The organism is Streptomyces sp. WZ-12 (genome assembly GCF_028898845.1).
Taxonomy (GTDB): domain Bacteria; phylum Actinomycetota; class Actinomycetes; order Streptomycetales; family Streptomycetaceae; genus Streptomyces.
The window spans coordinates 7,589,003-7,604,761 of sequence record NZ_CP118574.1; the positions used below are offsets into that span (position 1 = coordinate 7,589,003).

The window sequence follows — 15,759 nt, forward strand, 5'->3', positions numbered from 1 at the left end:
AAACCAATCTTGAGGTCAAGGGATTCCGGCCAGGGGCACCCGGGGGAGCGCCGCGGCCCGCCGCGATCATCGTCGGGGCGGGCCCCACCGAGGACCGCACCGCCGTCGAACCGCCGACCCTTGAGTGATCGCCTTCCCCAACACCCCCTGGCCCGGCCGACGTTACGCCATCGCCCCGCACCCCGCCCCGCCTACGGCTGGAGCGGCCCCTCCCAGACCACCGCCCCGTCCGGGTCGGCCTCGGCCCCACGCTCCGCGCCATCGCGCTCCCTCCCGCCGATCACCGTCAGCCGGACGCCCGCCCGGCCGTCGGCCAGCGTGACGGTGGCGTCGACGACGACCCGGGCCGGGTCCGCCGCCGGCGTCAGCTCCGTCAGCGCCCGGCCGGCCGCGGCCACCAGCGCCCGGCCGGACTCCGCGCCGACCCGGGCGTCCACCGGCCCCACGAACAGCACCGACGGCCGGGCGCCCAGCACCGCCGTGGCCGCGCCGGCCTCCCGGAGGATCCGGGTGCGCAGCCCGGCCGGCGCCTCCGGCGGCCCCTGCTGGAGCGCGATGATCGCGGTGCGGATCTCCTGGATCGTCGCGTCCAGCTCGTCCACCGCCCGCCGCACGTCCTCCTTCACGTCCGGGCGGACGGCGGTGCGGTGGGCGCTCTCCAACAACATCCCGGTGGCGAACAGCCGTTGGATCACCAGGTCGTGCAGATCGCGGGCGATCCGGTCGCGGTCCTCGTAGACCGCGAGCCGCTGGCGGTCGTGGTGGCGGTCGGCCAGCACCAGCGCCAGCGCCGCCTGGGAGGCGAACTGGGTGCCCAACGTCCGTTCCACATGCGTGAAGCGGGGGTCCCCGGACGCCCGGCAGAGCGCCAGCGCGCCCAGCACCCGGTCGCCGCTGCGCAGCGGCAGCAGCATCGTCGGCCCGTAGTGGCGCGACATCGGGGAGATCGACCGGGGGTCGTCGGCGAAGTCGTCGGAGAACACCGCCAGCCCCGCGTGGATCTGGTGCAGGACCGGGCTCTCCGGCGGGATCGTGCCGCCGTACGCCTCGGCCCGCACGGAATCCGACAGCAGGGTGGAGATCGCCACCACCTCCATCGCGCCGTCGGACCGCGGCAGCAGCACCGCCCCGGTCGCCGCCTCCGCCAACTCCCGCCCCTTCTCGGCGACCACGGTCAGCGCGTGCTCGGCCGCCGAGCCGCTCTCCGGACCGGCCAGCAGCGCCGTGGTCACCGACGCCGCCCCGTCGATCCAGCGCCTGCGCTGCCGGGCCGCGGCGTGCATCCGGGCGTTGCCCATGGCGATCCCGGCCTCGGTGGCCAGCACCCGCACCAGGTGCAGGTCCACCTCGCCGAACGGCCGCGCCGCCCCGCCGCCCGCCTTCCCGGCCAGGTAGACGCTCCCGAACAGCTCGCCCCGCACCTTGATCGGCACCCGCAGCGCGAACGGGGCGGTCGGCCGGCCCTCAGGCGGGCTGCCGTGGGCGATCAGATCGCGCCGCCCCTCGCCGTCCTCGTCCAGCACCTCCACGGCCGCATAACGGGCGCCGGTCAGCGACGCGGCGGTATCGGCGATCCGGTCCAGCACCCGGTGCACGTCCAGGTCGGAGCCGATGGCGACCATCGCCTCCAGCAACTGCGGCAGCCGCGCCAGCGGGCCGCCGGCCAGATTCCGCAGGTCCTGCGCGGTGCGCTCGGCGAGCTCCGCCGCCGAACCCACGGGCCCGGCACCGTCGTGCGGGTCGACGGGCTCGGGGAACGGCGGCACAGGCGGCATGAGCGGCGCCTTCTGGGCTGACAGTGTCGGACGGTACGGCTGCGACCAGTCTAATTCGCCCGGAAGGATGACATCGGGGAGGTTACGGAACGGACGCACCGGGGCGATGCCGCCGCCCTCGCCCCGCCGACGACGCCCCGCCGCCGCGGCCGACAGCGCCACCGCTCCGCCGCGACCGCCAACGCGCCCGGCCGCACCCGAGGGACGGCGGGCCCTGGCCGGACGAGGCCACGGCCCGCCTCTCCCGGCGCCCCGGGGTCAGGCCGGCAGCGCCGCCTCGATCGCCCTGACCAGTTCGTCCGCCTCCGGCTCCGTCCGCGGGCGGAAGCGGCCGGCGATCGCGCCGGTGTGGTCGAGGACGAACTTCTCGAAGTTCCACTGGACGTCGCCGGCCGCCCCCTCCGCGTCCGGGGTGCCGGTCAGCTCGGCGTAGAGCGGGTGGCGGTCCTCGCCGTTGACGTCAGTCTTCTCGAAGAGCGGGAAGCTGACGCCGTACGTCGACGAGCAGAACGTGGCGATCTCCTCGGCGGTGCCCGGCTCCTGGCCGGCGAACTGGTTGCTGGGGAAGCCCAGCACGCTGAACCCGCGGTCGGCGAACCGCTGTTGGAGCCGCTCCAGCCCCGTGTACTGCGGGGTCAGTCCGCACTTGGACGCCACGTTCACCACCAGCAGGGCCTTGCCCCGGTAGTCGGCGAGGGAGGCGGGCTCACCGGTCAGGGTGCGCAGCGGAATGTCGTACAGGCTCATGCTCGGGCTCCTCGGTGCGGTTCCGTGGTCGGGGACGTCCATCGTCACCCCCAACAACCGTGCCCTGCCTACTCTTCCCAGGATCGTCCACCGGCCAGGTCACCACCGGCCGCAGCGTGCCGGCCCGCCACTCCTTGAGCAACTGGTCGAAGATCGGCGTGTCCTCCGCCACCGGGCGCCGGGCGGGCGGTGGCGGCAACCGGGGCGGCTGGTGGGGGAGCGAGATGCGCTGGAAGGGGTGGCCCGTGGCCCGCTTGACGTCCATGCCCGGACTCAATACCACACTGCAGGTCAGGGCGGTGACCATCACCTGACCTGCGTCATGGCATGCATGTTCGGGTAGTTCGCTGCGTCTTCGTGCAGTACCTCGAAGGGGTTTGCATGATCGTTTTCCCATTGGTTTCCCAGTTTCCCGCCTGATCCGGCCGGGAGGCGAGACACGCGAGCGAGACGTTACGAGGGCTGGAGACCAGCAACAGTCTCCGGCTCCCGGCCTTACCACCGTGCTACGTGAACACCGCCGATGCTTCTCTGCTGCCCGCCGTCTCACCGCGCCGACCACGCCCCGCCGCCAGTGTGGGTGACGTCCGTCAGCCAGAACGGCGAAAGTCGAGACACCCTGATCGCCGTGCTGTCTTGGCTGGCAACATCGTCATGTGTGGATGAAGCGGGAATCCGGAGCACCGGATTCCCGCTTCGTCTCAGGCGGCGGGCCCGTCAGTAGCTATCGCTGCGACGGTGAGGGGGATGTCCAACGTGACGCCCTCGGGGGGCGAGGCGGAGCGTGTAGTTCCCGGGGTGCTCGTCGGTGAAGAACTGCGGGAGGGTGAGCTGGCCTGCGGAGTCGGTAGGCAGGAGGGCCAGGGTGCGGACGGGGTGCCGTGCTCGTCCTCGAAATAGGGCCCGTACGTGCTCTCTTGCGCCTGCGCCTGCGCCTGCGCCTGCGCCTGCTCGGGGGTGCTGTTGAGCGGGGTGGCGGTAAGGCGGATACCCGGGGTGGGCTTGTTGCGGGCTGTCGCTCGCATCTGCGGGAGATCGGAGAACCGGCTGTTGGCGTCGGCTTGTACGGGCTTAGGGGATTGACAGGCGATCATCGCCCTCGCACGCCGCCGTCTGAACGTCCTGTGGGCGCTCATACGCGACGGCCGTCCCTTCGAGATCACGGCGCCGCCAAGCCCTGTCGTACTCGTCTGGCACACTCACAGCGAGTCACCGAACCGGGTTGACAACTCCATTGGGAATCCTTTCACGCTACGGATTGAAGGGGAAGGTGTTCAAGACCCTGCCATCGTTATCAACGATGATTACTAATACCTTGTTGTCCCTTGACCCCGACTACACGACGAGTCCCGGGTCGGGTTCCCGCTGCTTGAGCTCGATGTGGTCCGGTTTGTACGCGCAGGGTGGGATGTGGCGCCACTGACAGGAAAGGCCCGCCAGTCTTCGCCGGCAGGCCTTTAGGCTCACATTACCTTACCTCTTCTATTTCTTATTGAGGGTAGTCAGGAGAAACTAAACCAACAGACCTTCAGGAAATCGGAGCGGTTTGGATGTCGTTTCATTCTTTCGGAAACCCTCCGAAGTGATTCATCCTTGGCTGTATCCCAGGGAATGAAACCTTCGTCTGGGTGTGAGCTCATATCCCCCAGGGTGACCCCATGGTCGAGCATGTCCGAGATTAGTCGGAGGGTCACATCCATCACCACTTCGAAAGATGCCCCGTTGCCAGCTAGTCCTTCCACCGAGTCCCAAACTGGATGAAAGTTCAGGAGGGTCATCCTGGCGTAGTCGACCAGGTATTCGACTTCTTCGGTGTATTCTTCAGCGTTTTCCATGAATATCACTCACTCCCCTCGCGGTCGACGTGGTAGCGATTGAAACCGTATTCTTTCTGCAGGGGCTTATTGAAGTCGATCGTCGGGTCCACCGTGCGCCCGGCCTCTTTCCCTGAGGAGCTAAACTTTCGGTAGTTGATTTTTCCGCCACCCTCAAGTGTCCAGGTCTCCACTGTACCCTTTCCTGGAACAGTAGAGACGGTATCCGGCGGGTCGAACTTTTACGAATTGCCTGCTGAATCGTTTCGATCTGTTCTTTGCTGATCAGGAAAACGCCCTTCCGGTCTTCCCGTCCGAGGGGGTTTCCGTCCTTTAGGGTTACCTCGCCTGCTCGTCCGATTTTACCGAGTCGTGTGCCAGCGGTACGACTTCGACACCCGCTTCGGCTCCTTCGAGCACTTTGAGTTCGCCGACCCCGGGCACGATTGTCATCGCTATTGCGGCCCTTGCTCCGACGCAGCCGCCGACGGCGGGGTCCTTGATGCATGCCTTGCATGGTCAGCGATGACGCAGACAAATCACTGCCGATACCCGTACAGCAAACCGAATTTACCGCATCAAACTGGAACTACGCCGAGGCTGTGATCAGATCCCTGTCCGGGAAACCCGAGGCTCACACTGAGGCTCCCAGCCGATGGCTCGGAGCCTCAGTGGTCCTGAATCGTCACGGTGTGGACGGTCAGACAGTCCAGTTGTGGGTCTCCACCCGCTTCAGGGCACCGCTAAAAGTCGTCAGGTGGTTGCCTGGGGTCCCGGAGTGGAGATCACTCGCTGCTCCACAGTGCAAACTCGCCGCCGGGCATGCATGTTACGCGTTCTCCCTTCGGACCGACGGTACCCCAGGCCTCGTAGTCGGGGTCTGCGGCCACGGTCAGCGCGCTGCCGTCGTCGAATACCACGGTCAGTTCCCCGTCCGGCGCCGCCGTGGCTGAGCTGATGGTGGTTTGATTCATGCCTACCAGATGAATGGCGGCCTCGCCGGGGGATTCTGGATGGAATGAGATGAGGGATCCTTCGGGCGTGGTGAAGGATGCCTCGGTCTCGACGCGTAGTTCGTAGCTATCGCTGGTGAGCACGACGAGGGGCGTGTCGAAGCAGACACGGGCTACTGATTGGCCCTGAAGGTTGAGGTCCATTCTTACCATCCTGCCGTGAGCGGATAGGTGCCATCGGGGTCACGGGGATATGTGTTTCGGAGTTGGGTCCTGGCTTGCCGTTGAGGCCGATCGGCTGGCCGTTTGTCCACGGACATCGGCCCGTCTGGGTGAGCGGTCAGTTCGGGTCTTGCTGGGCGGACAGCTCATCTCCCGTCGCGGTATGACTTTTCGTCCCTCGGTTGGCGGTCAGTTGGCGGTGATGAGAGGTTGGACTCCCTGGCCGGTGGTGGCCTGGGTGAGGCGGAGTGAGGAGCCTTCGGTCAGCACGATGTGAGCGTGGTGCAGGAGGCGATCGACAGCGGCGGTGGCCAGTGTCTTGGGCATGATCGAATCGAATCCTGAGGGATGAAGGTTCGAGGTCACGATGACCGAACGGCGTTCGTAGGCGGCGTCGATGACGCGGTAGAAGGCTTCGGCGGCGGCCTGGCCGCAGGGCAGCATGCCAATGTCATCCACGACGATCAGATCACATCGGGTGATCTTCGCGACGGCCTTGGAGACGGTGTTGTCGACGACGGCCCGGCCGAGGTGGGCGGTGAGGGATTCGAGGGTGAACCAGGCGACTTTCATCCCTTCGTCGATGGCCTTGTTGGCGAGTGCTTCGGCCAGGTGGCTTTTGCCCGTGCCGCTGGGGCCGGCGGCCGCCAAGTTCTCCGCCCGGCCGATCCACTCCAGCGTCATCAACGCGTGCTGGGTTGGGACGGGGATGGAGGAGATGTCCTCCTTCCACGACTCGAAGGTCTTGCCCGAGGGGAGTTGAGCCTGCTTGCGGTGGTTGCGTCTGGTGGCCGCGTCGCGGCCCTTGATCTCTTCCTCCAGCAGGATGCGGACCACTTCAGCGGGGTCCCACCGTTGTGATCTCGCGGTCGCGAGGACTTCGGGGGCGGCCCTGCGGAGGTAGGGAAAACGCATGCGCCGAAGGACGGACTCCAGCTCGGGCGGGATCGGCGGGGCCGTCGGCGGCGGGGGAAGCGGTGTCGGGGGCGTCTGGGTGACGACCTCGACGGGATCCATCACGGGGGCTGTCATGTCAACTTCCTTTCCATGGTGCCGGGTTGGGAGGGTCCCCGTTCCCGGGCCGCAAAGCGGCCCGGGAACGGAAGATCAGGCGGGTTTGACGCGGCCGAAGTCGGCCCAGGCGGAGGTGCCGGGTTGGACGGAGTGGGCCTCATCGGCGACGACCAGGTCGGCGGGGCGGGAACCGTGGCGGCGGTGTTGGACGATGGACATGAGGTCCTCTTCGGCGAACCGTCCGGCGGTCGCCGCGAGCCCGAGGGCGATGTCGACCTCGCCGACACCGACCAGAGCGGCCAGTTCGACGGCGGCGGCCATCTTGACCCGCATCCTGCTGGTGCCGGCCGCGGCGGCTTCGATCAGCCACGACTTGGCCCCCGGGCCGAGGTCGAGGAATGCTTTCTCCGCGTCCGTGCTGGGCTTGGGTTTGGGCTGGCGGGGACCACCGTCCATGTCCTGGGGGTGGTTGGGGTAGTGGGTCAGGTCGATCACCGGCCGTCCGGGCAGGGAGAGTTGGTGCCGGGCGACTTCCACCAAGCCGGCGGGGCCGTGCATCCACTCGGGCCGGTGGGCAAGGCGGGACAGGTCGACGACGATGACCAACTCGTCGCCGTCGGCACGAACCCAGGCTTCGGAACCGACCAGGCCCGGCGGGGTCGAGTAGCGGACCGATCCGAAGCGGACCGTCTGGTCCTTGAGGACCTGCCTCGACTCGCCCAACGCGAGGGTGTGGGGGGCCTCGGGCAACGGATGAAGCCGCTTCTTTTCGATGTCGAGCATGGCCGCCGGCGTCTTGCCGGTCTCGCGGTGGATGCGCTGGTTGACCTGCTGGCAGAACACCGCGCAGGCCCCGCGGAGTTCGGTGAAACTGTCGTACTCGCCCAGCAGATTGGCATCAGTGGGCACCAGGTCGGCCTTCGCGATGCGGACCGTGGCCTCCGAACCGCCCTTGGATTCCGGATCGAAGGGGACGCATGTGTGCACTTGCACGCCGTAGTGGCGGCCCGTGCCCACCACCTGAGGGTGGCGGACGGCGACACCGGCGACGCGGTCGATGGTGACGGTCTTCTCGTTGTCGGTCAGCGCATAGGTCGGGACCCCACCGAACTGCCGCAGCATGGAGTCGATGCACGAGATCAGCGTGCCCAGCGACCGGTCCCAGGCCGGGACCACCACCCGGTAACGGGACCACGCCAACCACGCGCAGAACAACAGCGTTTGGCGGGGCTCGCCACCGCCTGGGCCAGGCACTTTCGGTCCCCAACCCCAGTCGAATTGGCACCAGAGCGCAGGTTCAGCGATCCATGGGCGATACGTTCTGCGGTGGCCGGCCTTCCACCGTTCCTTCGCCTTCGCCACCGCCCGGCGGGTCGTGCGCTCATCACCGGTGAAACCCAGTAGTTGCAGGCGTTCGTGGAGCTTGTCGGCACGGACCTTGCCCTGCGAACGTTCGACCCACTCCTCGATCTTCGGCATGAACGGGTCGATCAGCTTCGGGCGGACGATCGGTCCGTCGACGGGCATCCCCCTGTCCCTCATCCGTGCGTACCGGCGCACGGTCTTGGGATCAACCCCCGCCAGCTGAGCCGCCGAGTACACGCACTCGGTGGCATCCAACGCCTCGAAGATCTCCATCACTTCCCTGGCATTCTTCTTCACGATCCCTCCGGGAGGAGTCGCTCATATGTGATCGGGCAATCACGAGCAAACCCCCGGAGGGATTCATCTGTTCGGAATGGATGTTCGGACTGCCTCGAATAGCCCAATCACCAGGGAGATGAGCTGTCCGCCAGCCAAGACCCGGAATGACCGTCTACCTGGATCTTGCGCTGTCCGCTGTCACCGTTCTTGTTGTAGAAGCGTACATATCCGTTCGGGTACCTGGCGGTCGGGCTCATCACCGCGTCATGTCGGCATTTCCAGCAGCCCCAGGGGCCTGCCACACACTGCCCTTGCCGTTGTCGGCAACCCGCGCTTTCCAGCCGTCCCCAAGGGGGCAGGTCGATGGCTGGCGCCTGTCCTTGCGCTTCACAGTCAGAATGAATTGAGCGGGTTCCCATGATCTGTGGAGGCGTGATGATATCGATTGCCTGTACCAGCATCCCGGTGACCGGGGGCGACCTTCAGCTCGACCTCTCCGCCATTAGTCCCAGAGATCCTGAGATAGAGCGGTCTGTTGTCCGGCCAGGGTTCCCAGGTGACATCCATTGGGATCCAATCATGCCTCTCCAGGGCCACCCCTGTGCAGTCCACTGCATCCATTACCGCAATCCGCATGATTGTCTCCCGTCATCACTTCAGTTGCCGTGACATAGCGCAGGCAGGCCCGCCGGCGCGGTGTGCGTCCGGCGGGCCAGAAGCCGTTTGCCTCATCTAGGCAGCGCTGCTCCGTTACTGGACCCGGCGGAGAGACATTTCATGGTCTCCATTGGCGACCATATCGCGTACCGCCGCGAACATTTCACGGACTCCTGGGCGTCGGGTCAAGACCAAGTCGGGACACGAAAAGTACGCGCCGCCGAGGCATTCGCCGGTGGTCACCCACCTGTCCATGATGCGACCCAGTTCAGGGTACGTCAGGAAGGTAGCAGACCATCTTTCCCTGTTGGGGAGGGTGATCCACCCATCTGCATTTTCAACCTCGTCCGGGCTACCCCCTCCCAATTCCACCTGAAGGATCAAGCCATCTTCACTGATCTCGTGCATCGCTACTTTCCGTAGATTTCCTTGAGGCGACTGATTACCTTAGGCTCATTTGATTTGTCAGCTTTTGCCACAATCTGCATCCCGTCACTGGTGTTCCGAAAGAAAACGCGGCCACCGTTACGCCCTCGAAGGTAGGAGACGTCTGTGCCGGCGAGAGATTTGTTTCCGAGCCCGGGATTTGCGTTCCCTCCCAAGAACTGTGCGACCAGGTCATCCATTTCCTTCTGAATTCTCTGATTCTTTCCGGCTGCTTCTGCCGCCTTCACGAGGTACGAGTCATTGTGAATGACGGAAGTCACAGCTTCAAGCTTCCCGATGCGCGAGGCCTTTGCCACAGCTGCGACGCCTTCGCCGATTCCTTCGGCTGCTTTGAGTTCGCCGACCCCGGGCACGATTGTCATCGCCATCGCTGCTCCCGCGCCGACGCAGCCGCCGACGGTGGGGTCCTTGATGCATGCCTTGAGGTCGTCCAGGCCGGTAGCTGCCCAGACGAACGCGACGAGTCTGGGGTCGGGTTCCCACTGCTTGAGGTCGATGTGCTCCGGGTCGTAGGCGCAGGGCGGGAGGCTATCGCGGTTGATGGGTATGTAGCAGGGCTTTTTCTGCTTCTGCTCCTGCTGCTTCTTACGCCATTCTTCGGCCTGCCGCCTGGCTTCGGCTTCTTCTGCCTCGCGCTTGGTCAGCACCTCTTGCCAGGCCTGGGAGGCCAGGGTCTTGGCTTCCGTGGCACTCTTGCCGGCCGCCAGGGCGGAGGCTTGGGCTTCGTCTGCGGATTCCTGGGCGGAAATCGCCGAGCTGCGGGCGTAGTTGGCGGAGAATTCGGCCTGGGCGGCGGATTCGGCGGCGTCGTTGGCGGCCTGGTCGGCGCGGTCGGCGGCGTTGCGTGCGGTGGTGGCGGACTTGGCGGCCTGGGCGGCGGACTTCTCTGCCTTGGTGGCGGACTTGTCGGCGTCGCTGGCGTAACCCTGGGCCTTGGCTGCGTTCTCCTGGGCTTGGGCTGCGGCGTTCCGGGCTTCCTGGGCCGCCTTGTTGGCGTCGGCGGCGGCCTGGGCGGCCAGCCAGCGGTTCTTCTGGGCCTCGGCCGCCACCCCGTCGGCCTCGTTGATCAGGCGCTGGACCTGGGCGATGTGGGTGTTGGCGAGCTGGTCCTTTCGGTCGGCCATGTACTGGCCGACCTGGATGAAGGTGTGCAGCTTGTCGGCGGGGCCGGCCAAGGCGATGGTGGCGGCGGCCTTGACTTCCGGGTCGCCGTCGTTGACCAGGCTGGAGGCGAGGACGCGTTCGTCGGTGTTGCGCGCCTTGTACTGGCCGATGGTGATGAAGTTGGCCAGTGCCTTGGGGTCGGTGCTCTTGAGGGCGGCGGTGGCGGCTTCCTTTACGCCTGGTCCGCCGTCGTTGTAGATCTGCGAGACGCGCACCCGGTAGTCGATGCGGCCGGCGGTGAACTGGCCGGTGGTGTAGAAGTCTCGGATCTGTTGGTCGGTGCCCTTGAGCGCGTCCTGGGCGGCGGTGCGCACGGACTGGAACGGGCTCTGCGTGGACAGCTGGAAGACCTGGTTGCGGATCTCGTCCTGCATGGCCTTGTTCCAGCCGGTGCGCAGGTAGTCCAGGACGTCCTGGTCGGTGCCGGACAGGGCGTGGGCGGCGGCTTCCTCTTCCCAGGGGCCACGGCTCTTCATGGCCCGCATCGCCAGGTCACGGCCCTTGGTCGCGAGCACCTTCAGGTCCGCGCCGGGCTTGGCGGTCTCGGCGGCGAGGGTGGCGGCGGTGTCGTCCAGGCCGCGGTCGTCGACCACGGCGGCCGCGGCCTTGGAGGTGAACTGGTCGGCCTGTGCCTTTTGGGACCTGGCGGCTTCGATGGCCGCGTTGGTGCGGGTGGTGAGGTCTTCCGCCTCGCTCTCCCGGGCGATGGTGAAGACCTTCTTGGCGGTGGCGACCGCGGCGGTGGCTGTGTCGGCGGCTTCCTTCGCTGCGGCGGCCTGCTTGGTGGCCTCCGCGGCCGCGGCGGTGGCTTCGCCCGCGTGCTTGGCCGCCTCCTCGGCGGCGGTGGCGGCCTTGTCCGCGTGGTCGGCGGCGCTGTTGGCCGCATTACGCGCCTCGAAGGCGGCATCGGCGGACTTCTGCGCCAACACGGCGGCCGCATTGGCGGCCCGGTCGGCCTCGTTGGCGTGCCGGCGCGCCTCGGCGGCGGCGGCCTGTGCCTCGTCGGAGTGTACGCCGGCCGCGTTCGCGGCCCGGTTGGCCTCGTCGGCGGCATCGGCCGCGTCCTTGGCATCCCCCACGGCGTCCTTGGCCCCCAGGACAGCCTTGCGGGCGGCGAGGGAGGCCTTGCCGGCCTGCTCTGTGGCCAGGATCGAGGTGCGCACCATGGCGGCGGCGGACCGGGCGTTCTTGGCCGCGTCCCTGGCTGCGCCGGCCTGGCTGGCGTCCTGCCCGGCGGCGATGGCCGCATCGTAGGCCTTGGTGGCGGCCTCGGCGGCGACGTTGGCGGCGCTGGCGGTCTGGGCGGCAGCCAGGGCAGCGACCCGGGCGGCGCGCTGGGCGGCGTTGGCGGAACCGATTGCTGTCTGAGCGGCCTCGGCGGCGGCCCGGGCGGCCTCGGCGGCCTGCTTGGCCTTGACAGCGGCCGTCTGTGAGTTGTCCTTGGCCGCCTCGGTCTCCTTGGCCGCGGTCTGCGCGGCCTCCTTGGCGAGTTTGGCGGCCGCATTCGCCTTGGCGGAGGCCTCCTCGGCCTTCCGGGTTGCCTGCTCGGCCTGCTGGCCGGACTTCTTGGCCTGCTCGTTGAGTTGGGCGATGGTGGCGTGTTCCTGGTCGCGGTTGCGGGCCACGAACTGGCCGACCTCAATGAACTCGGTGATGTCGGCCGGGGTGCCCTTGAGCGCGAGCTGTCCGGCGGCCTTCACGTTCGGACCGCCGTCATTGATGAGCTGTGAAACCAGGACCCGGTCGTCCGTCTCCTGAGCCTTGTACTGGCCGGTCTTGAGGAACTTTGCGACGTCCTCGGGGGTGCCCTTGAGCGCGGTGGTGCCGGCGTCCTTGACGCCGGCACCACCGAAGTTGATGACCGTCGAGGCCTCGACCCGTTGGTCCTGCGCCAGTGGCGCCTTCCAGCCGTCCTTCAAGAACGCGTGCAGATCGTCCCGGCTGCCCTTGAGTGCCTTCTGCGCGGCATCGCGCACGGCGGGGCCGCCCGCGTTGAAGATGCGGCTGGCATCGACGCGGTCGTCGATGTTCTGGATGTTGTCCTTGGCGGCGAGGAACTTCGTGATGTCCTCGTCGCTGCCCCGCAGGGCCTGCTCGGCCGCCTCCTTGATCCCCGTACCGCCGGACCGCCACAGGTCGACCGCCTGTCCGCGCTCCGACAGTGCATCCGGGTCGTCATCCGCATCGGTCGCGGCAGCGGGAGTGGTGCCCAACAGCCCAGTCAGCAGCGTGGCAGGAAGCAGCAGGGAACATGCGCCGCGCAGCCACAACCCTCGCCTGCCGTCTGTGCCTGTCTGTCTCGGTCCGGGCTGCTGTGGCGCTCTCGCAGAGCGCAGTCCCCGTTTCACGTCGTGCGTTTCCCTCCTGGTCGGACGCCGTCAGCTGCGGCGTCGCCGTTGAACCCCAGCCGCCCACCGACATGTCCTTTTGGGTGCAATGAAGGTGAAATCTGAGTGACGAGATCCAAGGGTGCACGGGTGCCTTCACGGTGCCCGGATGCCGCAACAGCCCAAGTTATTAAGGGTGCTTGGGGGCGTATTGGGCGTCATCTTACATGTGCTTTACTTACCGCACTACGGGGTGTTTGTTACCCCAACTGGCTCTCGTTGGAAGGTAATCGTGGCGAAAAATCGCACCCGAAAGACTGTCTTTGCTGGGGCTATCGCATCGATAGCGGCATGTGTCGGAATTGCTGGGTTGGCGGTGGCCCAGGCCGCCCCCCGGCCCGCCCCCGCGGCGCCCGCGGCCGAGATGCCGTCGGCCGTCGAGGACTTCGCCTACCCGGGGGCCGCGAAGATCCTCCAGGACCAGAAGATCACCCTCAAGCGCGGCGATGGCCACATCATGCTGGCCGACTGCAAGACCAACCAGGACATCATGGTCGAATCCCGCACCGGCCAGGAACAGTTCTGCTTCTCGGTCATCGGCAAGCAGGGCTACCTCACCCTGGAACTGCCCGACTCCTTCGGGATCTGGCCCAACGCCCACCCCGTCCAGGCCAAGATCACCGCCGACGGCAAGGAAACCGTCATCGACGCCCCCCAGGGGGCCTACAAGCCTCTTGGTGAATCCGGCAACGGTAAGAAGCGCTCCTTCCTGGTCGAGCTCCGCGTCACCGGCTGACCCAGCCCAGCCTGGACGACCTCCGAGCCGACCCGGGCCCTGGCCTGATCAGGCCCCGCCTCCGCGTCGGACAACCGTGCCGGGAACATCGCGCTTCACTCTGCGCCCACCGGCACACCGCAGTCCCCGCCGCCATGTGACCGGCATGGGCGGCGTCAGCGGCAGCAGCATCCTGCTCCGTCACACCGCACGCTGCACGGCAACTGTCCGTGCGGCCTGCCCCTACTGTCGAAACCCCCTAGGACCATCATGTCTGGAAAGCGTTCACGCGCGGCGTGGACCACTGGCCTGCTCACCGCCACTGTGCTGGCGGCCGGCATCACCGCCGCCACACCTGCGGGTGCACTGGCTGGCGGGGAAGCCAAGGCGGACGCATACGCCTTCGCGGCGAAGCTCACCATCGGTGAGGGCGATTCTGCGCGTGCCTGCACCGGTGCCCTCGTGGACAGGCAGTGGGTGCTCACCGCCTCCAGTTGCTTCGCGGAGAATCCCAGCGAGGGCTTCAGGATTGCTGCTGGCGCACCGAAGTGGAAGACCACGGCCACCATTGGCCGGACCGACCTTACCCAGGCGACTGGCAGTGTGACGGACGTCGTTGAGCTGGTCCCGCATGACAACCGTGACCTGGTGATGGCAAAGCTCGCCAAGCCAGTCACCGGAGTTACCCCCGTACCCGTGGCCAGCGATGCGCCCAAGCAGGGCGAAGAACTGAAGGTCGCAGGCTTCGGTCGTACCAAGACGCAATGGGTTCCCGACCAGTTGCACGCCACCTCGTTCACGGTGGACTCGACGCAGGACGTCTCGATGTCCATCAGTCCCAAGTCCCCAGCAGACGGAGCGATCTGCAAGGGCGACACCGGTGGTCCGGCGCTACGGGAGAACGCCGGACGGATGGAGCTGGTCGGTGTCAACAGCACCTCTTGGCAGGGTGGTTGCCTGGGCACAGATGCGTCCGAGACCCGTAACAGTGCGCTCGATACCCGCGTGGATGACCTCGGTACCTGGGTGCAGAAGGTCAGTTACCGCGATGTCTTCCCCAAGGCGCCTTGGGGGAAGGCCACTGACATCGTCTCGGGCTACTTCACCGGTGGTTCGGCTGGTGGCACTCGGCACATGGACATGATCGTGCGCTGGGCGGACTCCGAGGTCACGTTGTACCAGGGCTCGGACGACAAGGATGCCCGTCATCCGTTCGTCGCTGAGTACCAGTTGGCGAAGCCGTTGAAGGAAGACCCGAAGAACATCTGGCAGTACGCCAAGAACATCACGGGCGCGAGCTTCGGCGATGGTTCTGATGGGATCGTGGTGCGTTGGGGCGATGGCGAGCTGACGCAGTACACGCACGTGGACAAGGATGGCTTCCACGGCGAGAAGACGCTCGCCGCAGGGGACCACACAGGGCCGTGGGCTGCGGACCACGTCAAGCAGATGACCGCGGGCCGGTACACCGGCAATGCGCAGCGCGATGACCTCTTGGTTGTCTGGGATGACGGCCGGGTCACTTTGCACCCCGACCTGAACGCCAACGGCGTGACGGAGAAGGCCAAGAAGACGCTGGTTCAGAAGAACACGACCTGGCCGTCCGCGACGCAGATTGCCTCGGGTGAGTTCACCGGGAAGAAGACCGCCGATCTGCTGGTGCGCTGGGTCGATGGCGAGACGACCATCTATCCGGGTGTCGACGCAGCAGGTCTCCATGGTGAGATCCAGATCAAGCCGAGGAAGTCCTACATGACCAACGCGACCGTCATGGGTGTCGGTGCCTTCGTTGCCAACGACGTGCCCAACGATGTCCTGGTCCGATGGGCGGATGGGAAGTTCACCATGTTCCCGGCCGTCGACGCCGCTGGTCTCCACGACGAGATCAAGCTCTGGGGCTAAAACGGCAGTTGAGTTGAAGGGTCCGGCTGGCCAGCGTGGTCGGTCGGACCCTTCGGAACTGGCGGTGCAGGACGCCGGCCGCGTTGCTGCTGTCTCTTGCCTCGATTTCTGCGCCTCCCCTTGTCCTCATCTTGTATCTGCTTGACACCGAGGATCTACTCACTCGTGAAGCTGTCGCCTTCTTCCTCGTCTGCCCTCTCCGTGTTGCTGGCGCGCCGTGTGCGTCAGGGCCTGTGTGTCTGCGTGCTCGCAGTCGGCCTCACTGCTGGCTCTGCTCTGAGCCCGCTGCCAGTTGCCGGGCCACCCAGCGCCGACGCT

11 protein-coding genes are annotated in these 15,759 nt (G+C 66.6%); 2 read left to right on the forward strand and 9 right to left on the reverse strand.

Annotated features, from left to right (window positions below; all coding sequences use genetic code 11):
* Positions 1-191: 191 nt before the first annotated feature.
* From PV796_RS33155 to PV796_RS33195, 9 genes are all read right to left on the reverse strand, one after another.
* Positions 192-1,775: a sensor histidine kinase gene (locus PV796_RS33155; RefSeq protein ID WP_274917396.1), complete on the reverse strand. Its 1,584-nt coding sequence runs from the start codon at positions 1,773-1,775 to the stop codon at positions 192-194.
* Positions 1,776-2,033: 258 nt separating this feature from the next.
* On the reverse strand, positions 2,034-2,522 hold the full coding sequence (locus PV796_RS33160) for a glutathione peroxidase (RefSeq protein WP_274917397.1): 489 nt from the start codon (positions 2,520-2,522) through the stop codon (positions 2,034-2,036).
* 701 nt (positions 2,523-3,223) lie between these two features.
* A complete protein-coding gene (locus PV796_RS33165) occupies positions 3,224-3,547 on the reverse strand; it encodes a hypothetical protein (protein WP_274917398.1) in 324 nt (107 codons plus the stop codon).
* 477 nt (positions 3,548-4,024) lie between these two features.
* Positions 4,025-4,366: a hypothetical protein gene (locus PV796_RS33170; RefSeq protein ID WP_274917399.1), complete on the reverse strand. Its 342-nt coding sequence runs from the start codon at positions 4,364-4,366 to the stop codon at positions 4,025-4,027.
* Positions 4,363-4,530: a hypothetical protein gene (locus PV796_RS33175; protein WP_274917400.1), complete on the reverse strand. Its 168-nt coding sequence runs from the start codon at positions 4,528-4,530 to the stop codon at positions 4,363-4,365. The genes PV796_RS33170 and PV796_RS33175 overlap by 4 nt, the downstream gene beginning before the upstream one ends.
* 591 nt (positions 4,531-5,121) lie before the next feature.
* Positions 5,122-5,493 carry a DUF6188 family protein gene (locus tag PV796_RS33180; RefSeq protein WP_274917401.1) on the reverse strand — a complete coding sequence of 124 codons (372 nt, stop codon included), beginning with the start codon at positions 5,491-5,493 and terminating at the stop codon, positions 5,122-5,124.
* 207 nt (positions 5,494-5,700) lie between these two features.
* Positions 5,701-6,543, reverse strand: a complete 843-nt coding sequence (gene istB / locus PV796_RS33185; protein WP_274911130.1) for an IS21-like element helper ATPase IstB — start codon at positions 6,541-6,543, stop codon at positions 5,701-5,703.
* A 75-nt stretch (positions 6,544-6,618) separates the two neighbouring features.
* A complete protein-coding gene (gene istA / locus PV796_RS33190) occupies positions 6,619-8,163 on the reverse strand; it encodes an IS21 family transposase (protein ID WP_274919657.1) in 1,545 nt (514 codons plus the stop codon).
* A gap of 1,073 nt (positions 8,164-9,236) precedes the next feature.
* Complete coding sequence (locus tag PV796_RS33195) at positions 9,237-12,650, reverse strand: ALF repeat-containing protein (RefSeq protein ID WP_274917402.1); 3,414 nt, start codon at positions 12,648-12,650, stop codon at positions 9,237-9,239.
* Positions 12,651-13,140: 490 nt separating this feature from the next.
* Between PV796_RS33195 and PV796_RS33200 the strand changes: the two genes are divergently transcribed.
* Together PV796_RS33200 and PV796_RS33205 are read left to right on the forward strand one after the other, a co-directional pair.
* Positions 13,141-13,560: a hypothetical protein gene (locus tag PV796_RS33200; protein ID WP_274919334.1), complete on the forward strand. Its 420-nt coding sequence runs from the start codon at positions 13,141-13,143 to the stop codon at positions 13,558-13,560.
* A gap of 249 nt (positions 13,561-13,809) precedes the next feature.
* Entirely contained in the window at positions 13,810-15,441 is a 1,632-nt protein-coding gene (locus PV796_RS33205; RefSeq protein WP_274917403.1) for a S1 family peptidase, read from the forward strand.
* The last annotated feature ends 318 nt before the right edge of the window (positions 15,442-15,759 follow it).